Source organism: Nocardioides koreensis (genome assembly GCF_039531775.1).
In the GTDB taxonomy this organism is placed as follows: Bacteria; Actinomycetota; Actinomycetes; order Propionibacteriales; family Nocardioidaceae; genus Nocardioides; species Nocardioides koreensis.
Genome location: NZ_BAAAQR010000006.1, coordinates 25694 through 49072 on the forward strand (window position 1 = coordinate 25694; position 23379 = coordinate 49072).

At 70.9% G+C, this 23379-nt stretch carries 15 protein-coding genes; 14 read left to right on the plus strand and 1 reads right to left on the minus strand.

What is annotated here, in order from left to right; all coding sequences use genetic code 11:
* Position 1: 1 nt before the first annotated feature.
* The 14 genes from ABD268_RS11140 to ABD268_RS11205 all read left to right on the plus strand — a co-directional run bounded on the left by ABD268_RS11140 (position 2) and on the right by ABD268_RS11205 (position 22488).
* Positions 2-1141 (plus strand): MCE family protein, encoded by a 1140-nt coding sequence (locus ABD268_RS11140; RefSeq protein ID WP_344151540.1) that lies wholly within the window; start codon positions 2-4, stop codon positions 1139-1141.
* Complete coding sequence (locus tag ABD268_RS11145; protein WP_344151543.1) at positions 1138-2547, plus strand: MCE family protein; 1410 nt, start codon at positions 1138-1140, stop codon at positions 2545-2547. The genes ABD268_RS11140 and ABD268_RS11145 overlap by 4 nt, the downstream gene beginning before the upstream one ends.
* Positions 2544-3857 carry an MlaD family protein gene (locus ABD268_RS11150; protein WP_344151546.1) on the plus strand — a complete coding sequence of 438 codons (1314 nt, stop codon included), beginning with the start codon at positions 2544-2546 and terminating at the stop codon, positions 3855-3857. Before ABD268_RS11145 ends, ABD268_RS11150 begins: the two co-directional genes overlap by 4 nt.
* A gap of 35 nt (positions 3858-3892) precedes the next feature.
* A complete protein-coding gene (locus ABD268_RS11155) occupies positions 3893-4447 on the plus strand; it encodes a hypothetical protein (protein ID WP_344151549.1) in 555 nt (184 codons plus the stop codon).
* A complete protein-coding gene (locus ABD268_RS11160; RefSeq protein WP_344151552.1) occupies positions 4444-5301 on the plus strand; it encodes a J domain-containing protein in 858 nt (285 codons plus the stop codon). Before ABD268_RS11155 ends, ABD268_RS11160 begins: the two co-directional genes overlap by 4 nt.
* A gap of 212 nt (positions 5302-5513) precedes the next feature.
* The gene (rpoB, locus tag ABD268_RS11165; protein ID WP_344151555.1) at positions 5514-8993 is read left to right on the plus strand and encodes a DNA-directed RNA polymerase subunit beta; all 3480 of its coding nucleotides are present in this window, start codon (positions 5514-5516) and stop codon (positions 8991-8993) included.
* Between the two features lie 95 nt (positions 8994-9088).
* On the plus strand, positions 9089-12985 hold the full coding sequence (locus ABD268_RS11170; protein WP_344151558.1) for a DNA-directed RNA polymerase subunit beta': 3897 nt from the start codon (positions 9089-9091) through the stop codon (positions 12983-12985).
* A gap of 254 nt (positions 12986-13239) precedes the next feature.
* Positions 13240-14496, plus strand: a complete 1257-nt coding sequence (locus tag ABD268_RS11175) for a geranylgeranyl reductase family protein (RefSeq protein WP_344151561.1) — start codon at positions 13240-13242, stop codon at positions 14494-14496.
* Entirely contained in the window at positions 14496-15284 is a 789-nt protein-coding gene (locus ABD268_RS11180; protein ID WP_344151564.1) for a lysophospholipid acyltransferase family protein, read from the plus strand. The genes ABD268_RS11175 and ABD268_RS11180 overlap by 1 nt, the downstream gene beginning before the upstream one ends.
* 4 nt (positions 15285-15288) lie before the next feature.
* Positions 15289-16191, plus strand: coding sequence for an NUDIX hydrolase (locus ABD268_RS11185; RefSeq protein WP_344151567.1), 903 nt, complete (start codon positions 15289-15291; stop codon positions 16189-16191).
* 70 nt (positions 16192-16261) lie between these two features.
* Positions 16262-19096 (plus strand): FAD-binding and (Fe-S)-binding domain-containing protein, encoded by a 2835-nt coding sequence (locus ABD268_RS11190; protein WP_344151570.1) that lies wholly within the window; start codon positions 16262-16264, stop codon positions 19094-19096.
* Between the two features lie 82 nt (positions 19097-19178).
* A complete protein-coding gene (locus ABD268_RS11195) occupies positions 19179-20423 on the plus strand; it encodes a class I SAM-dependent methyltransferase (protein ID WP_344151573.1) in 1245 nt (414 codons plus the stop codon).
* The gene (locus ABD268_RS11200) at positions 20416-21402 is read left to right on the plus strand and encodes a hypothetical protein (RefSeq protein WP_344151576.1); all 987 of its coding nucleotides are present in this window, start codon (positions 20416-20418) and stop codon (positions 21400-21402) included. Before ABD268_RS11195 ends, ABD268_RS11200 begins: the two co-directional genes overlap by 8 nt.
* 81 nt (positions 21403-21483) lie before the next feature.
* Positions 21484-22488: a DNA topoisomerase IB gene (locus tag ABD268_RS11205; RefSeq protein WP_344151579.1), complete on the plus strand. Its 1005-nt coding sequence runs from the start codon at positions 21484-21486 to the stop codon at positions 22486-22488.
* Here ABD268_RS11205 and ABD268_RS11210 read toward each other — a convergent pair.
* Entirely contained in the window at positions 22475-23320 is an 846-nt protein-coding gene (locus ABD268_RS11210; RefSeq protein WP_344151582.1) for a GNAT family N-acetyltransferase, read from the minus strand. The genes ABD268_RS11205 and ABD268_RS11210 overlap by 14 nt on opposite strands.
* Between the last annotated feature and the right edge of the window lie 59 nt (positions 23321-23379).

The window sequence follows — 23379 nt, forward strand, 5'->3', positions numbered from 1 at the left end:
CATGACGACCCTGAAGAAGCTCATCGTCCCGGCGGTCATCGTGGCCCTCGTCGCGGCCGCGGCGCTGACCATGTTCCGCGGCGGGGACCAGAAGACGCTCGTGGCCAAGTTCCCGCGCACCATCTCGATCTACGAGGGGAGCGACGTGCGGGTGCTCGGCGTCCCGATCGGTCAGGTCGACAAGGTGACGCCGTCCGGCACCGACGTCGTGGTCACGATGTCCTACGACCCCGAGGTGAAGATCCCGGCCGACGCCAAGGCCGTCATCATCGCGCCCTCGATCGTGGGTGACCGCTTCGTGCAGCTGACGCCCACCTACGAGCAGGGCGACGACGTGATCTCCGACGGGACGGTGCTCGACCAGGACCGTACGGCGGTGCCGCTCGAGCTCGACCAGATCTACTCGTCCATGGACGACCTGACCGTGGCGCTCGGCCCCACCGGCGCGAACCGCAAGGGTGCCCTCACCGACCTGCTGGAGTCGACCGCGAAGAACTTCGGCGGCCAGGGAGCGCAGTTCCACCAGACGATCGAGGACTTCGGCAAGCTGAGCGCCACCCTCGACGACAACAAGGACGAGCTCTTCGGCTCGGCCCGCGAGCTCGAGGGCTTCATCGGGACGCTGGCCAAGAACGACAAGACGGTCCGCCAGTTCAACCAGTCGCTCGCCGACGTCTCCTCGATGCTCTCGGGCGAGCGCCAGGAGCTGGCCGCGTCGCTGAAGAACCTCGCGACGGCGATGGGCCAGGTGTCGACCTTCGTGCGCGACAACCGCGAGATCCTCGGCCGGAACATCACCGGGCTCAACCGGGTCGCCAAGGTGCTGGTCAAGCAGCGCGGCGCGCTCGACGAGGTCCTCCAGGACGCGCCGCTGGCGCTGAACAACCTCGCCCTGACCTACAACCCGCAGGCAGGGACGCTCGACACCCGGTCCAACCAGGGCGAGCTCGGCAACCAGATCTCGAACGACCCGGCGGCGTTCCTGTGCTCGCTGGTCTCCCAGGCCGACACCAGCGGACAGGCGTGCGACGCGATCTCGCAGTCGTACCCCCGGACCGGCACGTTCGGCCAGGGGGCCCGGTCGGCACCGCACGACGTCTACGACCCCACCCTCGGTGGCCTGGTGGAGGTGCAGCGATGAGCCGCGTGACGACGATGCTGAAGGCGCTTGTCCTGCCGCTGGCGGGCTCGCTGCTGCTGACCGGCTGCGACTTCGACGTCTACAAGCTGCCGCTGCCCGGCGGCACCGACGTCGGTGACAACCCGATCACGGTGCACGTCATGTTCCGCGACGTCCTCGACCTGGTCCCCAAGTCGACCGTCAAGGTCAACGACGTCAGCGTCGGGCAGGTCACCGACATCGAGCTGAAGGGCTACACCGCCGACGTGACCATCGAGCTGCGCGGGGACACCGAGCTGCCCGACAACACCGAGGCGACCATCCGGCAGACCAGCCTGCTGGGCGAGAAGTTCGTGTCGCTCGCCCCGCCCACGGAGGGTTCCGACGGCACGCTCGGCAACGGCGACGTGATCGACCTCGACCACTCGGGGCGCAACCCCGAGGTCGAGGAGGTCCTCGGCGCGCTGAGCCTGCTGCTCAACGGCGGTGGCGTGGCGCAGCTGAAGACGATCGCGCATGAGCTCAACCTCGCGCTCGAGGGCCGCGAGGACTCCGCCAGGTCGGTGCTGACCCAGGTCAGGACCCTGATGACGCAGCTGGACGAGAACAAGGCGGACATCGTCCACGCCATCGACTCGCTGAACTCCCTCGCGGTGTCGGTGCGCAAGCAGGAGGGCAGCATCGACGCCGCCCTCGAGGAGCTGCCCGGCGCGCTCACCTCGCTGGACAAGCAGCGCGGTGACCTGGTCCGGATGCTGCAGGCGCTCGACCGCCTCGGTGACGTCGGGGTGCGGGTGATCGAGGCGTCGAAGGACTCCACGATCGAGTCGGTCCGTCAGCTCGACCCGGTGCTGACCGAGCTCGCGAACTCCGGCGACGACTTCGTGAAGTCCTTCAACGTCTTCCTCACCTACCCGTTCGTCGACGAGGTCGTCGGCCGCGACCCGCAGGTGGCCCGCAACCTGCACATGGGCGACTACACCAACCTCTCGATCGAGATGGACTTCTCGGCCACGGGCGACGGCGGCGGCTCGACCGGCCTGCCGACGGCGCTGCCGTCGGACCTGGACCCCACGGTGATCCTCGACAACGTCACCAAGTGCCTCCAGAACGGCAAGGTCGCCAGCAAGCCGTGCCAAAAGGTGCTCAAGAACGTCGAGTCGCTGGCGAAGCTCCGTGAGGAGTGCGCGAAGCAGCAGAACAAGAACAAGCCCATCTGCGAGTACGTCAATGCGCTGCCGGGTGCGCCCACTCCCTCCGGTGGGGGCGGCCTGCCGACGAGCCTGCCCTCGGTCCCGGGCGTCCCCCGCGCCGGGTTCGGTCCCACGCAGCACTGGTCGGCGCAGGGCCCCACGATGAGGCAGCTGATGAAGCTCTACGACCCGTCCCTCGTCAGCCTCCTCGTCCCCGGGATGGTGGTCCGATGATCACGCGCCGCACCAAGATCCAGCTGATGGTGTTCGTCCTGATCACCCTGCTGGGCGTGAGCTACGTCGGTGCGCGCTACGCCCGCCTCGACCGGCTGATCTTCGACGACTCCTACACCGTGGTCGCCCACTTCAAGGACTCCGGCGGCATCTTCGCCGGCGGAGAGGTGTCCTACCGCGGCGTGCGCATCGGCCAGGTCGGGAAGCTCCAGCTCACCGACGAGGGCGTCGACGTCTACCTCGACATCGACAAGTCCTACGACTCCATCCCCGCGGACACGCTCGCGGTGGTCGGCAACAGGTCGGCGGTCGGGGAGCAGTACGTCGAGCTGCAGCCGCAGGTCGACACCGCGCCGTACCTCGACGACAGCTCGCAGATCGCCGCCGACGACACCCGCACGCCCATCGCCACCGAGAAGCTGCTCGGCGACATCACCAACACGGTGGAGTCGGTGGACAAGAAGTCGCTGCGCACCAGCGTCACCGAGCTGGGCAAGGCCTTCGGCGGCACCGGCAAGGACCTGCAGCAGATCATCGACACCGGCAACTCCTTCATCCAGTCGGCCAACCAGAACTTCGACGTCACCAAGGCCCTGATCCAGGACAGCAACACGGTGCTGCACGGCCAGATCGCCTCGGCCAGCGCGATCCGGACCTTCGCTCGCGACCTGTCGCTGTTCAGCGGCACGCTCGCCGGCTCGGACAAGTCGCTGCGCGCGGTCATCGACAACGGCTCGGCCACGGCGACCCAGCTGCGCACCTTCCTCGAGGACAACCAGGTCGAGCTCGGCGAGCTGATCAACAACCTGGTCACGACCGGCGACGTCGTGGTCAAGCACCTCGACGGCATCGCGCAGATCCTGGTGATCTACCCCTACGTCGTCGAGGGTGGCTTCACGGTCGTGTCGAAGTCCCCGGACACCGGTCTCTACGACGCCCACTTCGGGCTGATCCTGACCCAGGACCCGAAGGTCTGTGAGCGGGGCTACGAGAGCACCAACACCCGGCCGCCGCAGGACGGCAGCAACGCGCCGATGAACGAGCAGGCGCACTGTGCCGAGCCGCCGTCGGTCAGCAACGCTCGAGGCGCGCAGAACGCCCCCCGGGCGGGCGCGGCCTACCGCGCGCCCGCGGGGCCGAGCTACCGCGCACCCGTGGTGGCGTCGTACGACCCCGCGACGGGCAAGTTGTCGTGGGGTGGCAAGGTTGACCCGGCTCTCGGTTCGCCCGGCACGCCGGCCCCAGCAACCCTTGGAGAGGAGTCGTGGAAGTGGCTGTTCCTCCAGCCCCTGATCAAGACGCAGGAGTGACGAGCAGCAGCGATTCCGACTCATCGGTCCACTCGGTGACGACGGAGTCCTCCACGGGGGAGCATTCCGGATCCGCGACCTTCCGGGTCGTCGTCCTCGGCGTGCTCGTCGTCGTCCTGCTCGCGTCCTGCGGCACCCTCATCTGGCTGCTCGCCGGCCGTCGCGGCGAGGCCGACGACGTCCAGCGTGAGCGGGAGTCCGTGATGGCCCAGACCGACCAGTTCATGCTCCGGATGGGCACCTACGGACCCGACCTGCTCGACGACAAGGGGCAGATGCCGGAGTACCGGAGCCGGGTCGAGGGGGTCATCACCCCGAAGTTCGCGACCTCGTTCGAGAAGCAGGCCGGCACCGCCGAGCAGCTCGTCGCCCAGGCCGGCGTCTCGCGCACCGCCGACGTCTTCGCCACCGGAGTCTCCACGATCGACAGCGACTCGGCGACCGCGCTGGTGGCCGGGACGTTCACCGACAGCTACCAGAAGGGCGGCCGGCAGGAGCCGATCCCGTTCCGGATCTCGGTGTCGCTGGTCAAGACCGACGGGAAGTGGCTCGTGGACGACTTCACCCCCGTGACGGGAGAGGCACAGTGACGCCCAGCTGGTACGACCTCCTCGACGTCGCCCCCGACGCCTCCGAGGCGGAGATCCGGGCCGCCTGGAAGGCCGCCATCGTCGACCTCGACCCCACCGACCGCAGGTTCCGGGTCTACAACCAGGCCGCCGAGGTGCTGCTCGACCCGAAGCGTCGGGCGCAGCACGACGCGGAGCTGGCGTCGCAGCCGACCGACGAGGAGGGGCCCGTCGCTGCCGCGACGGCGCCCGGGGCCGGCGCTGCCGGCGGGCTGGTCGGCCGCCTCCACCGGTCGCGGAAGCCGAAGGAGGCCACACCGGCCCCGTCGGCCACTCCGGTCACCCACGAGGACCACAGCCTCCAGGACCGCACCCGCCGGGGCGTCCCCGGCTGGGCCCTCGCGGTGCTGGCCGTGCTGACCGCGGCCTCGGTGGGGGTCGCGGCCTGGCTGTGGTTCGAGGTGCCCTCCGACGCCGCGGTGCAGGAGTCCACCCGGGCCGCCCAGGGCGCCGCCGAGCGTGCCATCGGTCCGATCCTGTCCTACGACTACCGGCACCTCGACGAGGACCAGGCGGCGGCGGAGTCGTACATGACCTCCGGCTACCGCGACGACTACGACAAGCTGTTCGCGGTGGTCAAGCAGAACGCCCCGGGCATCCGGACCGTGGTCACCGGGAAGGTGGTGTCCTCGGGCATCGTGCGGTCCGGCTCGGACCGGGTGGAGGTGCTGCTCTTCGTGGACCAGCCGACGACCAACAAGCAGCACAAGACCCCCGTCGTCTACAAGAACCAGGTGCGCGTGCAGATGGAGAAGGTGGACGGGGACTGGCTGGTGGACTGCCTGATCACCACGCCGAACGGTCACTGCGACTGAGCGCCCCGGCGCGGACACTTGACCAAGCGGGCCGCGCGGCGCATCATCTTCGTCAACGTCTCGCCCGCGTGGCTCGCCGGTCTTGTGGCGCGCCCCCCGTTCAGGTATCGTTGCGCTTTGCGCCTGCCCTCAAATGCGAATCGCCTGCCCGGTGGCTGATTTAGTGGTGGGCCGGCGCCATCCATGAGAGCGAACCCGTCGAAGGACACCTCTTGGCCGCGCGCACCACCCCCGCCCGTACGAATTCCACTGGCCACCGCCGCATCTCTTTCGCAAAGATCACAGAACCTCTCGAGGTTCCCCAGCTCCTCTCCCTGCAGACCAACAGCTTCGACTGGCTGGTCGGCAACGAGGCGTGGAACGACGCCGTCGAGCGTCGGATCGCCGAGGGTGAGGACGTCTCCCGCAAGTCCGGTCTCCAGGAGATCTTCGAGGAGATCTCGCCGATCGAGGACTTCTCCGAGACCATGTCCCTCTCGTTCGAGAACCCGGTCTTCTACGACCCGAAGTACACCGTGGACGAGTGCAAGGAGAAGGACTTCACCTACTCCGCCCCCCTCTACGTCTCGGCGGAGTTCACCAACAACGACACCGGTGAGATCAAGGGCCAGACGGTCTTCATGGGCGACTTCCCGCTCATGACCGACAAGGGCACCTTCATCATCAACGGCACCGAGCGCGTCGTCGTGTCGCAGCTGGTCCGGTCGCCCGGCGTCTACTTCGAGCGCTCCGCGGACAAGACGTCCGACAAGGACATCTACACCGCGAAGCTGATCCCCTCGCGCGGCGCGTGGCTCGAGTTCGAGATCGACAAGCGCGACCTGGTCGGCGTCCGTCTCGACCGCAAGCGCAAGCAGAACGTCACGGTGCTGCTCAAGGCCCTCGGGTGGACCAACGAGCAGATCCGCGAGGAGTTCGGCGAGTACGAGTCGATGATGCTGACCCTGGAGAAGGACCACACCCAGGGCCAGGACGACGCGCTGCTCGACATCTACCGCAAGCTGCGCCCGGGCGAACCGCCCACGCGTGAGGCCGCGCAGACGCTGCTGAACAACTACTACTTCAACCCGAAGCGTTACGACCTCGCCAAGGTCGGCCGCTACAAGATCAACAAGAAGCTGGGCCTCCTCGAGGCGTTCGACCAGCAGACCTTGACCATCGACGACGTGGTCGCCGCGATCAAGTACATCGTCGCGCTGCACGACGGCCGCGAGCAGCTCGAGATGCCGCAGGGCACCCTCGACATCGCCGCCGACGACATCGACCACTTCGGCAACCGCCGCATGCGCACCGTCGGCGAGCTGATCCAGAACCAGCTCCGCACCGGCCTGGCCCGCATGGAGCGCGTGGTCCGCGAGCGGATGACGACCCAGGACGTCGAGGCGATCACGCCGCAGTCCCTGATCAACATCCGTCCCGTGGTCGCGGCGCTGAAGGAGTTCTTCGGCACCTCGCAGCTCTCGCAGTTCATGGACCAGACCAACCCGATCGCCGGCCTGACGCACAAGCGTCGCCTCTCGGCGCTCGGCCCCGGTGGTCTGTCCCGTGACCGCGCCGGCATGGAGGTCCGCGACGTCCATCCGTCGCACTACGGCCGCATGTGCCCGATCGAGACGCCGGAAGGCCCGAACATCGGTCTGATCGGCTCGCTCGCCTCCTACGGGCGGATCAACCCGTTCGGCTTCGTCGAGACCCCCTACCGCAAGGTGGTCAAGGGTGTCGTCACCGACCAGGTCGAGTACCTCACCGCCGACGACGAGGACCGTCACGTCATCGCGCAGGCGAACGCCGTGCTCGACGAGAAGGGTCGCTTCGCCGAGGAGCGGGTGCTGGTCCGCCAGCGCGACGGCGAGGTCTCCGAGATCCTGGCCGACGAGGTCGACTACATGGACGTCTCGCCGCGCCAGATGGTGTCGGTCGCGACCGCCCTGATCCCCTTCCTCGAGCACGACGACGCCAACCGCGCGCTCATGGGTGCCAACATGCAGCGCCAGGCCGTGCCGCTCATCACGAGCGACTCGCCGCTGGTCGGCACCGGCATGGAGTACCGCGCCGCGGTCGACGCCGGTGACGTCGTCACCGCGACGAAGGCCGGTGTGGTCAAGGAGGTGTCCGCCGAGATCGTCGAGACGATGAACGACGACGGCACCTACTCGACGTACAAGCTGGCGAAGTTCCGCCGCTCCAACCAGGGCACCTGCATCAACCAGCGTCCGCTGGTGAGCGAGGGTGACCGTCTCGAGGTCGGCTCGCCGATCGCGGACGGCCCGTGCACCGACGACGCCGAGATGGCGCTGGGCACCAACCTGCTCGTGGCGTTCATGCCGTGGCAGGGCCACAACTACGAGGACGCGATCATCCTCAGCCAGCGCCTGGTGCAGGAGGACGTCCTCACCTCGATCCACATCGAGGAGCACGAGGTCGACGCCCGCGACACCAAGCTCGGCCCCGAGGAGATCACCAGGGACATCCCGAACGTCTCCGAGGAGATGCTGGCCGACCTCGACGAGCGCGGCATCATCCGCATCGGCGCCGAGGTCACCACCGGTGACATCCTGGTCGGCAAGGTCACGCCCAAGGGTGAGACCGAGCTGACCCCCGAGGAGCGGCTGCTCCGCGCGATCTTCGGTGAGAAGGCGCGCGAGGTCCGCGACACCTCGATGAAGGTGCCGCACGGTGAGTCCGGCACGGTCATCGGCGTCCGCGTCTTCGACCGCGAGGAGGGCGACGAGCTTCCTCCGGGCGTCAACCAGCTGGTCCGCGTGTACGTCGCGCAGAAGCGCAAGATCTCCGTGGGTGACAAGCTCGCCGGCCGTCACGGCAACAAGGGCGTCATCGCGAAGATCCTGCCGATCGAGGACATGCCGTTCATGGAGGACGGCACCCCGGTCGACGTCGTGCTCAACCCGCTCGGTGTCCCGCGTCGTATGAACATCGGCCAGATCCTCGAGCTCCACCTGGGCTGGCTCGCCAAGCAGGGTTGGGACCTCGACCTGTCGGACGACAAGAACGACGCCGACTGGAAGCAGCGCCTGATCAAGATCCACGCGGACAAGGCCGAGGCGAACACCAAGGTCGCCACGCCGGTCTTCGACGGTGCGCGTGAGGACGAGATCACCGGCCTGCTCGGTGCGACGATCCCCAACCGCGACGGCGTGCGGATGATCGACGAGACCGGCAAGGCGAACCTGTTCGACGGCCGCTCCGGCGAGCCGTTCCCGGACCCGGTGTCGGTCGGCTACATGTACATCCTCAAGCTGCACCACCTCGTGGACGACAAGATCCACGCGCGCAGCACCGGCCCCTACTCGATGATCACGCAGCAGCCGCTGGGCGGTAAGGCCCAGTTCGGTGGCCAGCGGTTCGGTGAGATGGAGGTCTGGGCGATGGAGGCGTACGGCGCCGCCTACGCCCTGCAGGAGCTGCTCACGATCAAGTCCGACGACGTGCCCGGTCGCGTCAAGGTCTACGAGGCCATCGTGAAGGGCGAGAACATCCCCGACTCCGGTATCCCCGAGTCGTTCAAGGTGCTCGTCAAGGAGATGCAGTCGCTCTGCCTCAACGTGGAGGTGCTGTCGCAGGACGGCTCGGCCATCGAGATGCGCGACGCGGAGGAGGACGTCTTCCGCGCCGCCGAGGAGCTCGGCATCGATCTCTCCCGCCGCGAGCCCAGCAGCGTCGAAGAAGTCTGAGGAGTCGGGCGGCGCGCCCGGCAGGTTCCGGAGCGCGCCGCCCCACCTCAGTCCACAGCCTTGATTCACAGAACTAACGAAGGACAACAGCCACCGTGCTCGATGTGAACTTCTTCGACCAGCTTCAGATCGGCCTGGCCACCGCGGACGACATCCGCACCTGGAGCCACGGCGAGGTCAAGAAGCCGGAGACCATCAACTACCGCACGCTCAAGCCCGAGCGTGACGGCCTCTTCTGCGAGAAGATCTTCGGTCCCACCCGGGACTGGGAGTGCTACTGCGGCAAGTACAAGCGCGTGCGCTTCAAGGGCATCATCTGCGAGCGCTGCGGCGTCGAGGTGACCCGGTCCAAGGTGCGCCGTGAGCGCATGGGCCACATCGAGCTGGCCGCCCCGGTCACGCACATCTGGTACTTCAAGGGTGTGCCGAGCCGCCTGGGCTACCTGCTCGACCTGGCGCCGAAGGACCTCGAGAAGGTCATCTACTTCGCGGCGTACATGATCACCGCCGTCGACGAGGACGCCCGCCACCGCGACCTGTCCTCGCTCGAGGGCAAGGTGCAGCTCGAGCGCGAGCGCCTCGAGAAGCGTCGTGACGGCTCCATCGAGGACCGCGCCCGCAAGCTCGAGGAGGACCTCGCGGCCCTGGAGGCCGAGGGTGCCAAGGCCGACGCGCGTCGCAAGGTCAAGGACGGCGCCGAGCGCGAGATGAAGCAGCTCCGCGACCGTGCGCAGCGCGAGATCGACCGTCTCGACGAGGTGTGGAACACCTTCAAGTCCCTCAAGGTCCAGGACCTCATGGGCGACGAGATGCTCTACCGCGAGATGAAGAACTGGTTCGGAAAGTACTTCGAGGGCCACATGGGCGCCACGGCGATCCAGAGGCGCCTCGAGGACTTCGACGTCGAGGCCGAGGTCGAGTCGCTGCGCGACACGATCGCCAACGGCAAGGGCCAGCGCAAGGTCCGCGCCCTCAAGCGCCTCAAGGTCGTCGACGCCTTCCGCAAGACCGGCAACAAGCCGCAGGGCATGGTGCTCGACGCCGTCCCGGTCATCCCCCCGGACCTGCGTCCGATGGTGCAGCTCGACGGTGGCCGCTTCGCGACCTCCGACCTCAACGACCTGTACCGCCGCGTGATCAACCGCAACAACCGCCTCAAGCGGCTGCTCGACCTCGGCGCGCCCGAGATCATCGTCAACAACGAGAAGCGGATGCTCCAGGAGGCCGTCGACTCGCTGTTCGACAACGGCCGTCGCGGTCGTCCGGTCACCGGCCCGGGCAACCGGCCGCTGAAGTCGCTGTCCGACATGCTCAAGGGCAAGCAGGGTCGCTTCCGCCAGAACCTGCTCGGCAAGCGCGTGGACTACTCGGGCCGTTCGGTCATCGTGTCGGGTCCGCAGCTCAAGCTGCACCAGTGCGGTCTGCCCAAGCAGATGGCGCTGGAGCTGTTCAAGCCGTTCGTGATGAAGCGCCTCGTCGACCTGTCGCACGCGCAGAACATCAAGTCCGCCAAGCGGATGGTCGAGCGGGCGACGTCCGGTGCCCGGTACGCCGTGGTGTGGGACGTCCTCGAAGAGGTCATCACCGAGCACCCGGTGCTGCTGAACCGTGCACCCACGCTGCACCGCCTCGGCATCCAGGCGTTCGAGCCCCAGCTGATCGAGGGCAAGGCCATCCAGATCCACCCGCTCGTCTGCTCGGCGTTCAACGCCGACTTCGACGGTGACCAGATGGCTGTCCACCTGCCGCTCTCCGCGGAGGCGCAGGCCGAGGCCCGGATCCTGATGCTGTCGACGAACAACATCCTGAAGCCGTCGGACGGTCGCCCCGTGACCATGCCGACCCAGGACATGATCATCGGTCTGTTCTTCCTCACCACCGACCGTGAGGGCGAGCCCGGCGAGGGTCGTGCGTTCTCGTCGCCGGCCGAGGCGATCATGGCGTTCGACCGTGGCGAGATCACGCTGCAGAGCAAGATCCGGCTGCGCCTCGACGACATCGTCCCGCCGCTCGAGCTCGAGCTCGGCGAGGACTGGGAGGAGGGTCAGTCCCTGACCCTCGAGACCACGCTGGGTCGATCGCTGTTCAACGACACCCTGCCGGCCAACTACCCGTACGTGAACTACGAGGTGGGCAAGAAGGCCCTGGGCGCGATCGTCAACGACCTGGCCGAGCGCTACACCAAGGTCGAGGTCGCGGCGTCGCTGGACGCGCTCAAGGACGCCGGCTTCCACTGGGCGACCCGCTCGGGCGTCACGGTCTCGATCGACGACGTCACCACGCCGCCGGAGAAGGCCAAGATCCTCGAGGGCTACGAGGCCCAGGCCGCCAAGGTGCAGAAGCAGTTCGAGCGCGGTCTGGTCACCGACGAGGAGCGTCGCCAGGAGCTCATCGAGATCTGGACCCAGGCGTCCAACGACGTGGCCAAGGCCATGGAGGGCACCTTCGACCGGTCGAACCCGATCTACATGATGGTCGACTCCGGTGCGTCCGGAAACATGATGCAGATCCGTCAGGTCGCGGCCATGCGTGGTCTGGTGGCGAACCCGAAGGGCGACATCATCCCGCGGCCGATCAAGGCGAACTTCCGCGAGGGCCTCACGGTGCTGGAGTACTTCATCTCCACCCACGGTGCCCGCAAGGGTCTCGCCGACACGGCGCTGCGTACCGCCGACTCGGGCTACCTGACCCGTCGTCTGGTGGACGTCTCGCAGGACGTCATCATCCGTGAGGACGACTGCGGCACCGAGCGTGGCCTGCCGAAGCGGATCGGTGAGCGTCGTGAGGACGGCACCGTCGTCAAGCACGAGAACGCCGAGACCGCGGCGTACGCCCGGTCCGCGGCTACCGAGGTCACCCACCCGGAGACCGGCGAGGTGCTCGCCGGTGCCGGTGAGGACCTCGGCGACGTGAAGATCGGTGAGCTCGTGGCCGCCGGTATCGAGGAGGTCAAGGTCCGCTCCGTGCTGACCTGTGACGCCCGCACCGGTACCTGCGCCAAGTGCTACGGCCGCTCGCTGGCCACCGGCAAGCTCGTCGACATCGGTGAGGCGGTCGGCATCATCGCCGCCCAGTCGATCGGTGAGCCCGGCACGCAGCTGACGATGCGTACCTTCCACACCGGTGGTGTGGCCTCCGCGGACGACATCACGCAGGGTCTGCCCCGCGTGGTCGAGCTCTTCGAGGCCCGCTCGCCCAAGGGTCGTACGCCGATCTCCGAGGCCGCCGGCCGCGTGGAGATCGAGGAGACCGACAAGGCCCGCAAGGTCCTCGTCACTCCTGACGACGGCTCCGAGGTCCAGGAGTACCCCGTCTCCAAGCGCTCGCGCCTGATGGTCGCCGACGGCGACCACATCGAGGTGGGCCACCACCTCACCGCGGGTACCCCCGACCCGCAGGACGTCCTGCGGATCCTGGGTGTCCGGCGGGCGCAGGAGCACCTCGTGGACGAGGTCCAGGCGGTGTACCGGTCGCAGGGTGTGTCGATCCACGACAAGCACATCGAGATCATCGTGCGGCAGATGCTGCGCCGAATCACGGTCATCGAGTCGGGCGACACCAACCTGCTGCCCTCCGACCTGGTCGACCGGGTGCTGTTCGAGGAGGAGAACCGTCGCGTGGTCTCCGAGGGCGGCAAGCCGGCCTCGGGTCGCCCGGTCCTCATGGGCATCACCAAGGCGTCGCTCGCGACCGAGTCGTGGCTGTCGGCGGCCTCCTTCCAGGAGACCACCCGCGTCCTCACCGACGCGGCGATCCACGGTCGCTCGGACTCGCTGCGCGGCCTGAAGGAGAACGTGATCATCGGAAAGCTGATCCCGGCGGGTACCGGCCTCGAGCGGTACCGCAACATCCGGGTGGAGCCGACCGAGGAGGCGCGTGCCGCGGCCTACTCCGTCACCGGCTACGACTCGTACGACTACGAGTTCGGCAACACCGGGAGCGGTCAGGCCGTCGCGCTGGACGACTTCGACTTTGGCTCATACCAGAACTGATCGCGTCAGCGATCAGCTCTGATTGCGGGAGCCAGATCGAGCAAGCCAACGCCCGCCCACGCTTGCGTGGGCGGGCGTTGGTGCGTCGAGATCCATCTCGTGACCCGGGCGGGACCCCGTCACCTCTTCTGGGTGGCGGGGGTTTCGTCATTTCCCGGCGGTTGCGCCGGCCGCGGCCTGTCGTGGGGAAGCGGCCGGGGTGTCGAGTCGGAGGCGTGCGCGGTTGCGTTGGGGAGACCTGCGAGAATTCGCGGGTGACCAGTGCTGTCGTTCCGTCCTCCTGTGACGTGCTCGTCGTGGGGGCGGGGCCGGCGGGGTCGGCCGCCGCCGCGTGGGCGGCGAAGGCCGGGCTGGACGTGCTGCTCGTGGACTCGGCCGACTTCCCCCGGGACAAGACCTGCGGGGACGGGCTGACGCCGCGGGCGATCGGGGAGCTGCAGCGGCTGGGCCTGGAGGACTGGCTGCGCGCGCACACCGTGAACCGGGGGCTGCGCGCCCACGGGTTCGGGCAGACGCTGCTGCTGCCGTGGCCGGGCGGCTCATTGCCGGACTGGGGATCCGCGGTGGCCCGCACCGAGCTGGACGACCACCTGCGCACCACAGCAATCAAGGCCGGCGCCCAGGCGATCGACGGCGCCCGGGCGGTGGACGTGCACCTGGACGGTGGCCGGGTCGCGAGCGTGACCTTCGAGCGCGCCGGTGCCGGCGGGACCGCCCACGTCGAGGTTGCCTGCCGGCGGCTCGTCGTGGCCGACGGGGTGCGCTCCCCGCTGGGCAAGCTGCTGGGCCGCGAGTGGCACCGCGAGACCGTGTACGGCGTGGCCGGCCGCTCCTACGTGGCCTCTGAGCAGTCCGACGACCCCTGGATCAGCTCGCACCTCGAGCTGCGCGGGGCGAGCGGCGAGATCCTGTCCGGGTACGGCTGGATCTTCCCGCTGGGGACCGGGGAGGTGAACCTCGGCGTCGGCACGCTCGCGACCGCGAAGCGGCCTGCGAACGTCGCGATCAAGCCGCTGATGTCCTTCTACGCCGAGGAGCGGCGCGAGGAGTTCGGCCTGTCCGGGGACCTGCGGGCCCCCACGTCGGCGCTGCTGCCGATGGGCGGCGCGGTCTCGAACGTCGCCGGACCCAACTGGGCGCTGATCGGCGACGCGGCGGCGTGCGTGAACCCGCTCAACGGCGAGGGCATCGACTACGGCCTGGAGACCGGCCGGCTGGTCGCGGAGACGCTGCAGGGGCACGACGACCTCGCGACCGTGTGGCCGGCGCTGCTGCGCGACCACTACGGCGAGTCCTTCTCGATCGCGCGGCGACTGGCCGGCCTGGTCACGGTGCCGCGGCTGCTGCCGACGCTGGGCCCCGCCGGGATGCGTTCGGACTGGATGATGACCCTGGCCCTGCGCTGGATGGGCAACCTCGTGACCGAGGAGGACCGGGACCGCTCGGCGCGCGTGTGGCGCTGGGCCGGGCGCCGTTCGCTCGCGCGCGACCACCGGCCGCCGTTCGCCTGATGTCCCTCTGGTACCGCCTCACCATCGCGGTGGGCCGGCTGGCGATGCGCGTCCTCGGCGTCACCACTCGGTGGACGGGGGAGCACCACCTGCCGGTGTCCGGGCCGGTGCTGCTGGCCAGCGTCCACGTGTCCTACCCCGACTTCCTGTTCGTCGGGAAGGCCGCGCTCGCCCGCGACCGTGCGGTGCGGTTCATGTGCCGGCACGACGTGTGGCACGTCCCGCTCGTCCGCCGCGCCATGGACTCGATGCGGCACGTCCCCGTCGACCGCCGGGCGCCGGCGGCGGCGTACCTCCGGGCCCGCCGGCTGCTCGCCGAGGGGGAGGCGGTCTGCGTCTTCCCCGAGGCCGGGATCTCGCACTCCTTCACCGTGCGCGCGCTGATGCGGGGGGCGGCGGCGCTGGCCCGGGAGACCGGGGTGCCGGTCGTGCCGGTCGTGGTCTGGGGCAGCCAGCGCATCTTCACCGTCGGCAGGGACGGCCGCCGGCCGCGCCCGGACCTGCGCCGCGGCCGCACCGTCGACGTACGGTTCGGCCCGCCCACCACGGTGCCGCCGGACGCCGACCTGGTCGCGGCGACCGAGGCGCTGGGGCACACGCTGACCGCGATGCTGGAGTCGGTGCAGCGGCTGCCGGAGCACCGGCCCCGTGACGGCGAGCACGCGCCGTGGTACCCCGCGCACCTCGGCGGTCACGCGCCGGACCGCCGGGCCGCGCTCGCCCTGGACGACGTGCCGCGCTCCGCGGTGCGGCCCACCTGGGGACCCTCGGCCGACCCACTACCGTGAGGGCATGGGGACCCTGCCGAAGCGCCAGCGTGTCGGTGCGTACGCCGTGATCCTGCGCGACGACCGGATCCTGCTGAGCCGGCTGGCCCCGATGGTGACCAGCGAGGAGCTGTGGACGCTGCCGGGGGGCGGGCTCGACCACGGCGAGGACCCGCGCGACGCGGTGGTCCGCGAGATCCACGAGGAGACCGGCCTGACCGCCGAGGTCGGGGAGACCGCCCGCGTCTACTCCGCCCACCTGCCCAGCGCCTGGCGTGACGGCCGGCGGATCGACGCCCACGCGCTGCGCATCGTGTACGACGGCTGGGTGCCGGTCGACGCGCCGGAGCCGCACGTGGTCGAGGTGGACGGGTCCACCGCCGAGGCGGCCTGGGTGCCGGTGCGCGACGTCCTCGACGGGACCGTGCCGGTGGCGGCCCTGGTCATCGAGTCGTTGCGCGACCACCGGCCGTTCCGCAAGCAGCGGGTGGCGGCGTACGCACTGGTGGTCCGCGACGAGCAGGTGCTGCTCACCCGGATCTCCGCACGTGGCCACCACAGCGGTTCGTGGACCCTGCCCGGTGGCGGTGTCGACCACGGCGAGTCGCCGCGGGAGGCCCTCGAGCGGGAGATGGTGGAGGAGTGCGGGGTCGCCGGCACCGTCGGCACGCTGCTCGACGTCCACGACGCGCACTTCAGCGGCACCGCCCCGTCGGGCCGGCACGAGGACTTCCACGCGGTCCACCTCGTCTTCGAGGCCGACGTGGCCCCCGACGCGGAGCCACGGGTGGTGGAGGTCGACGGCACCACCGACGCGGTGGCCTGGGTGCCGCTGGACCAGGTCGGCTCCGTGGCGTACCCGGTGCTCGACGTCGTCCGCCACGCCCTGGAGGTCCGCGGCGACCGGCTCCGGCGGCACCCGGTCTGAGCCCCGCCGGGGGCTGCCCACGGACCGGCGGTGGACCGGACCGGCGCTGGGCGCCCGTTATCGTGGGGCGGTGGATGCGCCCGACCTCGTTGCCGAGCTTCGCTCCCGGGGGATCCCCGACGTCGACGGCTCCAGCCTGACCCGCGCCCTCTACTCCTCCGACGCCTCGCTCTACCGCGTCGTGCCGCAGGCGGTGGCCAGGCCGCGACACGACGGGGAGCTGCTCGCACTCCTCGACGCCTCCCGCAGCCTCGGGGTGCCGCTGACGATGCGCGGCGCGGGCACCTCGATCGCCGGGAACGCCGTCGGCCCCGGCATCGTCGTGGACACCCTCAAGCACCTGAACAAGGTCGTCTCCATCGACCGCGAGGCCGGCACAGCCGTCGTCCAGCCGGGCGTCGTGCACGCCGACCTGCAACGGGCCGCCGCCCCGCACGGGCTGCGGTTCGGCCCGGACCCGTCCACCCACACGCGCTGCACGATCGGCGGGATGGTCGGCAACAACGCCTGCGGCTCGCGGGCGCTGGGCTACGGCCGCACCGTCGACAACGTCGAGGGGATGCGGGTCGCGTTCGGCACCGGCGAGGTGGTCTCGACAGGCTCGACCACCGGAATGGGCGGCTCGACCAGCGGGGGCGACGGCGTCGCCGCGTCCGCGCTGGGGTCGCTCGTCGACCAGCACCTCGGGCACGTGCGCACCGAGTTCGGCCGGTTCACCCGCCAGGTCAGTGGCTACTCGCTCGAGCACCTGCTCCCCGAGAACGGCCGGCGCGTGGACCGGTTCCTGGTCGGGTCGGAGGGCACGCTCGGGCTGGTGCTCGAGGCGACCGTGCGGCTGGTGCCCGAGGAGACCGGGCGGCTGCTGGTGCTGCTCGGCTACCCGTCCATGGTGGAGGCGGCCGACGCGGTCCCGGCGCTGCTGGCCGCCGGTGGCGGCCGGCTGATCGCCTGCGAGGGCCTCGACGCCCGGATCGTCGACCTGGTCCGAGCCCGTGGCGGTGGCGTGCCCGAGCTGCCGCGCGGTGCGGGCTGGCTGTTCGTGGAGGTCGCCGGCGAGGACGCCCCGGCGCTCGCGGGCCGGCTGGTCGCCGAGTCCGCCGCCCTCGACAGCCGGGTCGTCTCCGACGCCGCCGAGTCCGCTGCGCTGTGGCGGATCCGCGAGGACGGCGCCGGTCTGGCCGCCCGCAGCCTGGGCCGCCCGGCGTACTCCGGCTGGGAGGACGCCGCCGTGCCGCCCGAGCGGCTCGGCGCCTGGCTGCGCGACTTCGACGAGCTGCTGCGCGGGCACGACCTCGACGGCGTGCCGTACGGGCACTTCGGCGACGGCTGCGTGCACGTGCGCATCGACTTCCCCTTCGAGCCCGGCGACGACCGCGGCCGCAAGCTGTTCCGCGACTTCCTGACCGCCTGTGCCCTGAAGCTGCGCGACCACGGCGGCTCGCTGTCCGGGGAGCACGGCGACGGCCGGGCCCGCTCGGAGCTGCTGCCGCTGATGTACGACGTGGAGTCGCTGCGGCTCTTCGGTGCGGTCAAGGCCGTCTGCGACCCGGACAACCTGCTCAACCCCGGCAACCTGGTCGACCCGGCGCCGCTGGACGCCGACCTGCGGCCGGTCCGGCCCCGGCTGCCGATCACCCCGGCACTGCGCCTGACCCACGACGGCGGGTCGCTCGGCAACGCGGTCCACCGCTGCACCGGGGTGGGCAAGTGCGTGGCGCCGAGGACCAACGGCGTGATGTGCCCCTCCTACCTCGCGACGCGCGACGAGAAGGACTCCACGCGCGGCCGTTCCCGAGTGCTCCAGGAGGCCCTGGACGGGACCCTGGTCCGCGGCCTCGGCGACCCCGCGGTCGACGTGGCGCTCGACCTCTGCCTGGCCTGCAAGGGCTGCGCGTCCGACTGCCCGACCGGTGTCGACATGGCGACCTACAAGGCCGAGGCCCTGTACCAGAAGTACGACGGGCCGGACGCGACCGAGCGGCGGCCGCGCAGCCACCTGCTCCTCGGCCGGCTGCCCCGGTGGGCCGCGTTGGCCGCCCCGATGGCTCCGGTGGCCAACCGGATGACGAAGCTCGGCCCCGTCGCGCGGCTGGCGAAGGCCGCGGCCGGCATCGACCAGCGCCGGTCGATCCCGTCGTTCGCGCCCAAGACGCTGCGGCGCGGCCGGGCCAAGGGGCTCGACCGGCTCGACCGGCACGGGGTCCAGCCCGACGTGTGGATCTGGGCGGACTCCTTCACCGACCACTTCCTGCCGCAGACCGCGCACGCCGCGATCCGGGTCCTCGAAGCGGCCGGCCTGACCGTGCGGGTCATCCCCGACGACGCCTGCTGCGGCCTCACCTGGGTCACCACCGGCCAGCTCGACCGGGCCCGCGCGATCATGGAGCGCACGGTCGCCACACTCGCGCCGTACGTCTTCTCCGGCGTGCCGGTCCTCGGCCTGGAGCCCTCCTGCCTGGCCACGCTGCGCAGCGACGCCGTCGAGCTCACCGACGACCCGCGGGCCCACGACGTGGCCGGGGGAGTGCTCACCCTCGCCGAGCTGCTGGCCGACCTCGACTGGACCCCGCCGGACCTCAGCGGCGTCACCGTGGTCGCGCAGCCGCACTGCCACCACGCCTCGGTCCTGGGCTGGGAGGCCGACCAGCGGCTGCTGGAGTCCGCCGGCGCGACCGTCACCCGGGTCGCCGGCTGCTGCGGGCTGGCCGGCAACTTCGGCATGGAGAAGGGGCACTACGAGGTGTCGGTGGCGATCGCCGAGACCCACCTGCTGCCGGCGGTGCGGGCCCACCAGGACGCCGTCGTGCTCGCCGACGGCATGTCCTGCCGGGTCCAGCTCGACGACCTCGCGGACGTCCCGGCGATTCATCTGGCCGAGCTGCTCGCCTCTAAACTCGAGGCGTGAACCCCCGCCACCGCCGTCTCGTGATCCCGGTGGCCCTGGCGGCCCTCCTGCTGCTCGTCGTCATCGCCGCGGTGGTGCAGAGATGAGCGAGCCGCTGCTGCGGGCGCTGTCCCGGATGCGTGGCCACCTGCTCGACCCCGACAGCCTGGTCAAGGCCGTCGCGTCCGGACGCCAGAAGGGGCAGCAGCCGCGCTGGAAGCGGGTCGAGCTGCGGTACGTCGACCTCAAGGCCGGCCGCCACCTCCAGGTCACGGCGTACGACGCCACCCAGGCGCACACCTCCAACCACGCGGTCGGGCAGGAGGCGCGCGACGCGGTCGACGACCTGCTCGACCAGCCCTTCGGCAACTGGCACGTGGACACCACGACGCAGAGCCACCAGGTGCGGGTCACCAAGAAGCTCGAGGCCGTCGTGCACACCACCGAGCGGTCCGCCGAGGTCGAGGTGGACCGCGGCCACGACCGGGACAAGACGCGGCTGCTCGCCGAGGACGACCCGGTCTTCCGTGCGCTCGGCCTGACCGACGCCCAGGGCCGGATGAAGCCGAGCCGGCAGGCGAAGTACCGCCAGGTCGAGGAGTTCCTGCGCCTGCTCGACGCCTCCGTCACCGACGCGCTCGACAAGGGCCACCTGCGCCGTCCGACCGCCGCGGAGCCGCTTCGGATCGTGGACCTCGGCTGCGGCAACGCCTACCTGACCTTCGCCGCCCAGCGCTATCTGACGACGGTGCGGGACCTGCCCGTCGTGGTCACCGGCGTCGACGTCAAGGAGCAGTCCCGCCAGCACAACAGCGCGGTGGCGGCCGACCTGGGCATCGACGCGGAGTTCGTGGTCGGCTCGATCTCCGGCGCCCAGCTCGACCCGGCGCCCGAGGTGGTGCTGGCCCTGCACGCCTGCGACACCGCGACCGACGAGGCGCTGGCGCGGGCCGTGGAGTGGGAGGCCCAGCTGGTGCTCGCCGCGCCCTGCTGCCACCACGACATCGCCGCCCAGCTGCGCAAGGCGCCCACGCCCGCGCCGTACGCCATGCTCACCCGGCACGGCATCCTCCGCGAGCGCTTCGCCGACACCCTCACCGACGCGCTGCGTGCCTCGCTGATGCGGCTGGCGGGCTACCGCGTCGACGTCGTGCAGTTCGTCGAGAGCCAGCACACCCCGCGCAACACCCTGCTCCGGGCGGTGCGCACCGGCAGCCCGGTCAGGGGTGGCGGCGTCCGCAAGGAGTACGACGACCTGGTCGCCACCTGGTCGCTCCGGCCCCGCCTCGCCGAGCTCCTCGACCGGCCGCGCCCTGCCTCCGGGGCCACCGGGGGCGCCGATGCGTGACCGGGTGCTGGCCGGCATCCTCGTGGTGCCGTTCGTGATGGGCGCCGCGGCGGCGCCCTCGCACCCCGGTCGCGTCGAGCTCACCTTCCGCGACCCCGCCATCGTCGAGTCCAGCGGGCTGGTCCTTCAGGACGGGCTCTTCCTCACCACCAACGACTCCGGCGACTCCGGCCGGGTCTTCGCCGTCGACCCGGCGACCGGCCGGACCGTGGGCGTCACCACCTGGTCCGAGGACCCGACCGACGTGGAGGCGCTGGCGCCCGCCGGCCGGGGCGCCGTCTGGGTCGGCGACATCGGCGACAACACCGCCTCCCGCGACGGCGTGCAGGTCACCCGCGTCCCGGTCGGTCGTGGTGACCGCACCGCCGACGCGACGACCTACGAGCTGACCTACCCCGAGGGCGCCGTGAACGCCGAGACGCTGCTCGCGGACCCGTCGACGGGACGGCTCTACGTCGCCACCAAGAACGTCTTCGGCGGCTCTCTCTACGAGGCGCCGGCCCGGCTCGACCCCGAGGGTCCCAACCGGCTGCGGGAGGTCGGCCCGGTGCTGCCGATCGCCACCGACGGCGCCTTCTTCCCCGACGGCAGGCACGTCATCCTGCGGGACTACTCCCGGGCCGTCGTCTACACCTTCCCGGCACTGGAGGAGGTGGGCTCGTTCCGGCTGCCCGACCAGGACCAGGGGGAGGGCCTTGCGGTCGCGGCCGACCACACCGTGTACGTCAGCTCCGAGGGGCAGGACCAACCGGTGCTGCGGGTCCCGCTCCCGGCCGACGTACGCCGGGCCGTGGCGCCGGCGTCCGCCTCGCCGACCGCTGCCCCGACCGCCTCGCCCTCGTCGGGCACCTTCTCCCGCGAGGGCCGGGAGCTGCCCGAGCAGGAGTACACCGACCGGCCGGCCTGGCCGTGGTTCCTCACGGCCTGGGTCGTGCTGGGCGGCCTGGTCGTGCTGGTCCGCTCGCTGCGCCGCCGCTGACCGGCGGTCCTCGGAAGTGGCTCGGAGGGTCGCCCTCGCGGGTGAACCCGATTGCCCCAGCACGTCGCTAGGCTCCGCGACGTGCCGCGGACCCGTCGCTCCTCGCCCGACCAGCCCGGCTGGACCCGTCGCCGTAGCGGCAGGGGCTTCGTCTACCTCGACGAGGACGGCGACCGGCTCGCCGAGGAGCACGCCCGGCGGGTGCGCGACCTGGTCATCCCGCCCGCATGGGAGGACGTGTGGATCTGCCCGTGGCCCCACGGCCACCTCCAGGCGGTCGGCACCGACGACGCCGGGCGGCGGCAGTACCTCTACCACCCCGACTGGCGGGCCCGACGGGACGCGGAGAAGTTCGACCGGATGCTGGAGTTCGGCACCGCACTGACCCGGGCACGCGAGCTCGTCGTCGCCGACCTGGGGCGCGAGGGGATGCCGCTGGAGCGGGCCTGCGCGGCCGCCGTGCGCCTGCTGGACCTCGGCTACTTCCGGATCGGCAACGACGTCTACGCCGACACCAACGGCAGCTTCGGGCTGACCACGCTCGAGCGCCGGCACGTGCGCCGGCAGCAGGACCGGCTGGTGTTCACGTTCACCGGCAAGTCCGGGGTCGACCACCGCATCGAGATCGACGACGCCGTGGTGATCGAGGCGATCGACATCATGCGACGCCGCCGCGGCCAGGACCTGCGGCTGCTGTCGTACAAGGAGGGGCGCTCGTGGCGGTCGATCCTCCCGACGCTGGTCAACGAGTACGTCCGCGCCAGCACCGGGCTCGAGGCCACGGCCAAGGACTTCCGGACCTGGCACGCGACCGTGCTGGCGGCCGCCGCCCTGGCCGAGACCGACGAGCCGGGGGAGAGCAAGGCGTCGCGCAGGCGTGCGGTGTCGGGCGCCATGAAGGAGGTCGCGGCGTTCCTCGGCAACACGCCGACGCTGGCGCGCTCGTCGTACGTCGACCCGCGGGTGGTCGAGGCCTACGAGGAGGGCCGCACGATCAACGGCACCACCCGCCGCAGCCACGACACCCCCGACGCCCGGCAGGCCGCCCTCGAGCGCGCCACGCTGCGGCTGCTCACGCGCTCCTGACCGGCTCGAACACCCAGTTCTGCCGCACGTAGAGCTCGGTGAGGCCCAGCTGGCGCATGTTGTGCTGGGACGGGTTCGGGTTGCCGGGGGACTCCGGCCAGGTCTCGGTGGACAGCCAGGTGCAGCCGCGCGCGGCGCCCTCGCGGATCCGCGCCGCCATCAGCGCGGACTGCGCGCCCCGGCGCCGGAACTCCGGCAGGGTCGCCGCGCCGCTGAGGGTCGCCACGTCACCGTGCACGAAGAGGTTGGCGACGGCGGCCAGGTCGTCGCCGGCCCACGCGCCGTAGGTCACCCAGTCGTCGCCGTACGTCGGGGCCTCCGCGAACCAGGCCTCCATCGCGGGGTCCGCCGGCATCCCGAACCCGGTGCGGATCACCCGGCCGTACCCGGCGGCGTGCTCCGGCCCCAGCCGGTCGATGCGCAGGTCGGTGTGGTCCGGGCCGGGGTCGGGAATCCGGCCGAAGTACTTCACGAACAGCGAACCGGGTGCCAGCCCCCGCTCCTCCAGCAGCCCCTGCCAGTCGGCGGGGCGGGCGTGCGGGGCGACCTGGAACGCCAGCGCCGGCACGGCGCGCTCGGCCGCCAGCCGCAGCACCTCGTCGACCGTGCCGGCGGTGAGCGGCGCTTCGAGTCCGAGCCCGATCGCCTTGTTCCAGTAGCCACCGGTCGGGTCGTGGGTCATCAGGGTCAGCACGCCGCCGCCGATCCGGACCGCGTCCATGCCGAGCGCACGCTTCGCGTCCGCGGACGCGTCGTGGTTGAGGCGGTACATGAACTCCGCCTCGGCCTGCTCGGCGAGCACCCCCCACGCGGGGTCGAAGGTCGTGGGCACCGCACCAGCATGCCCGCCTCCCCTGCGGTCGCGCCACGCCCGCCGTCGGACCCGGCGGG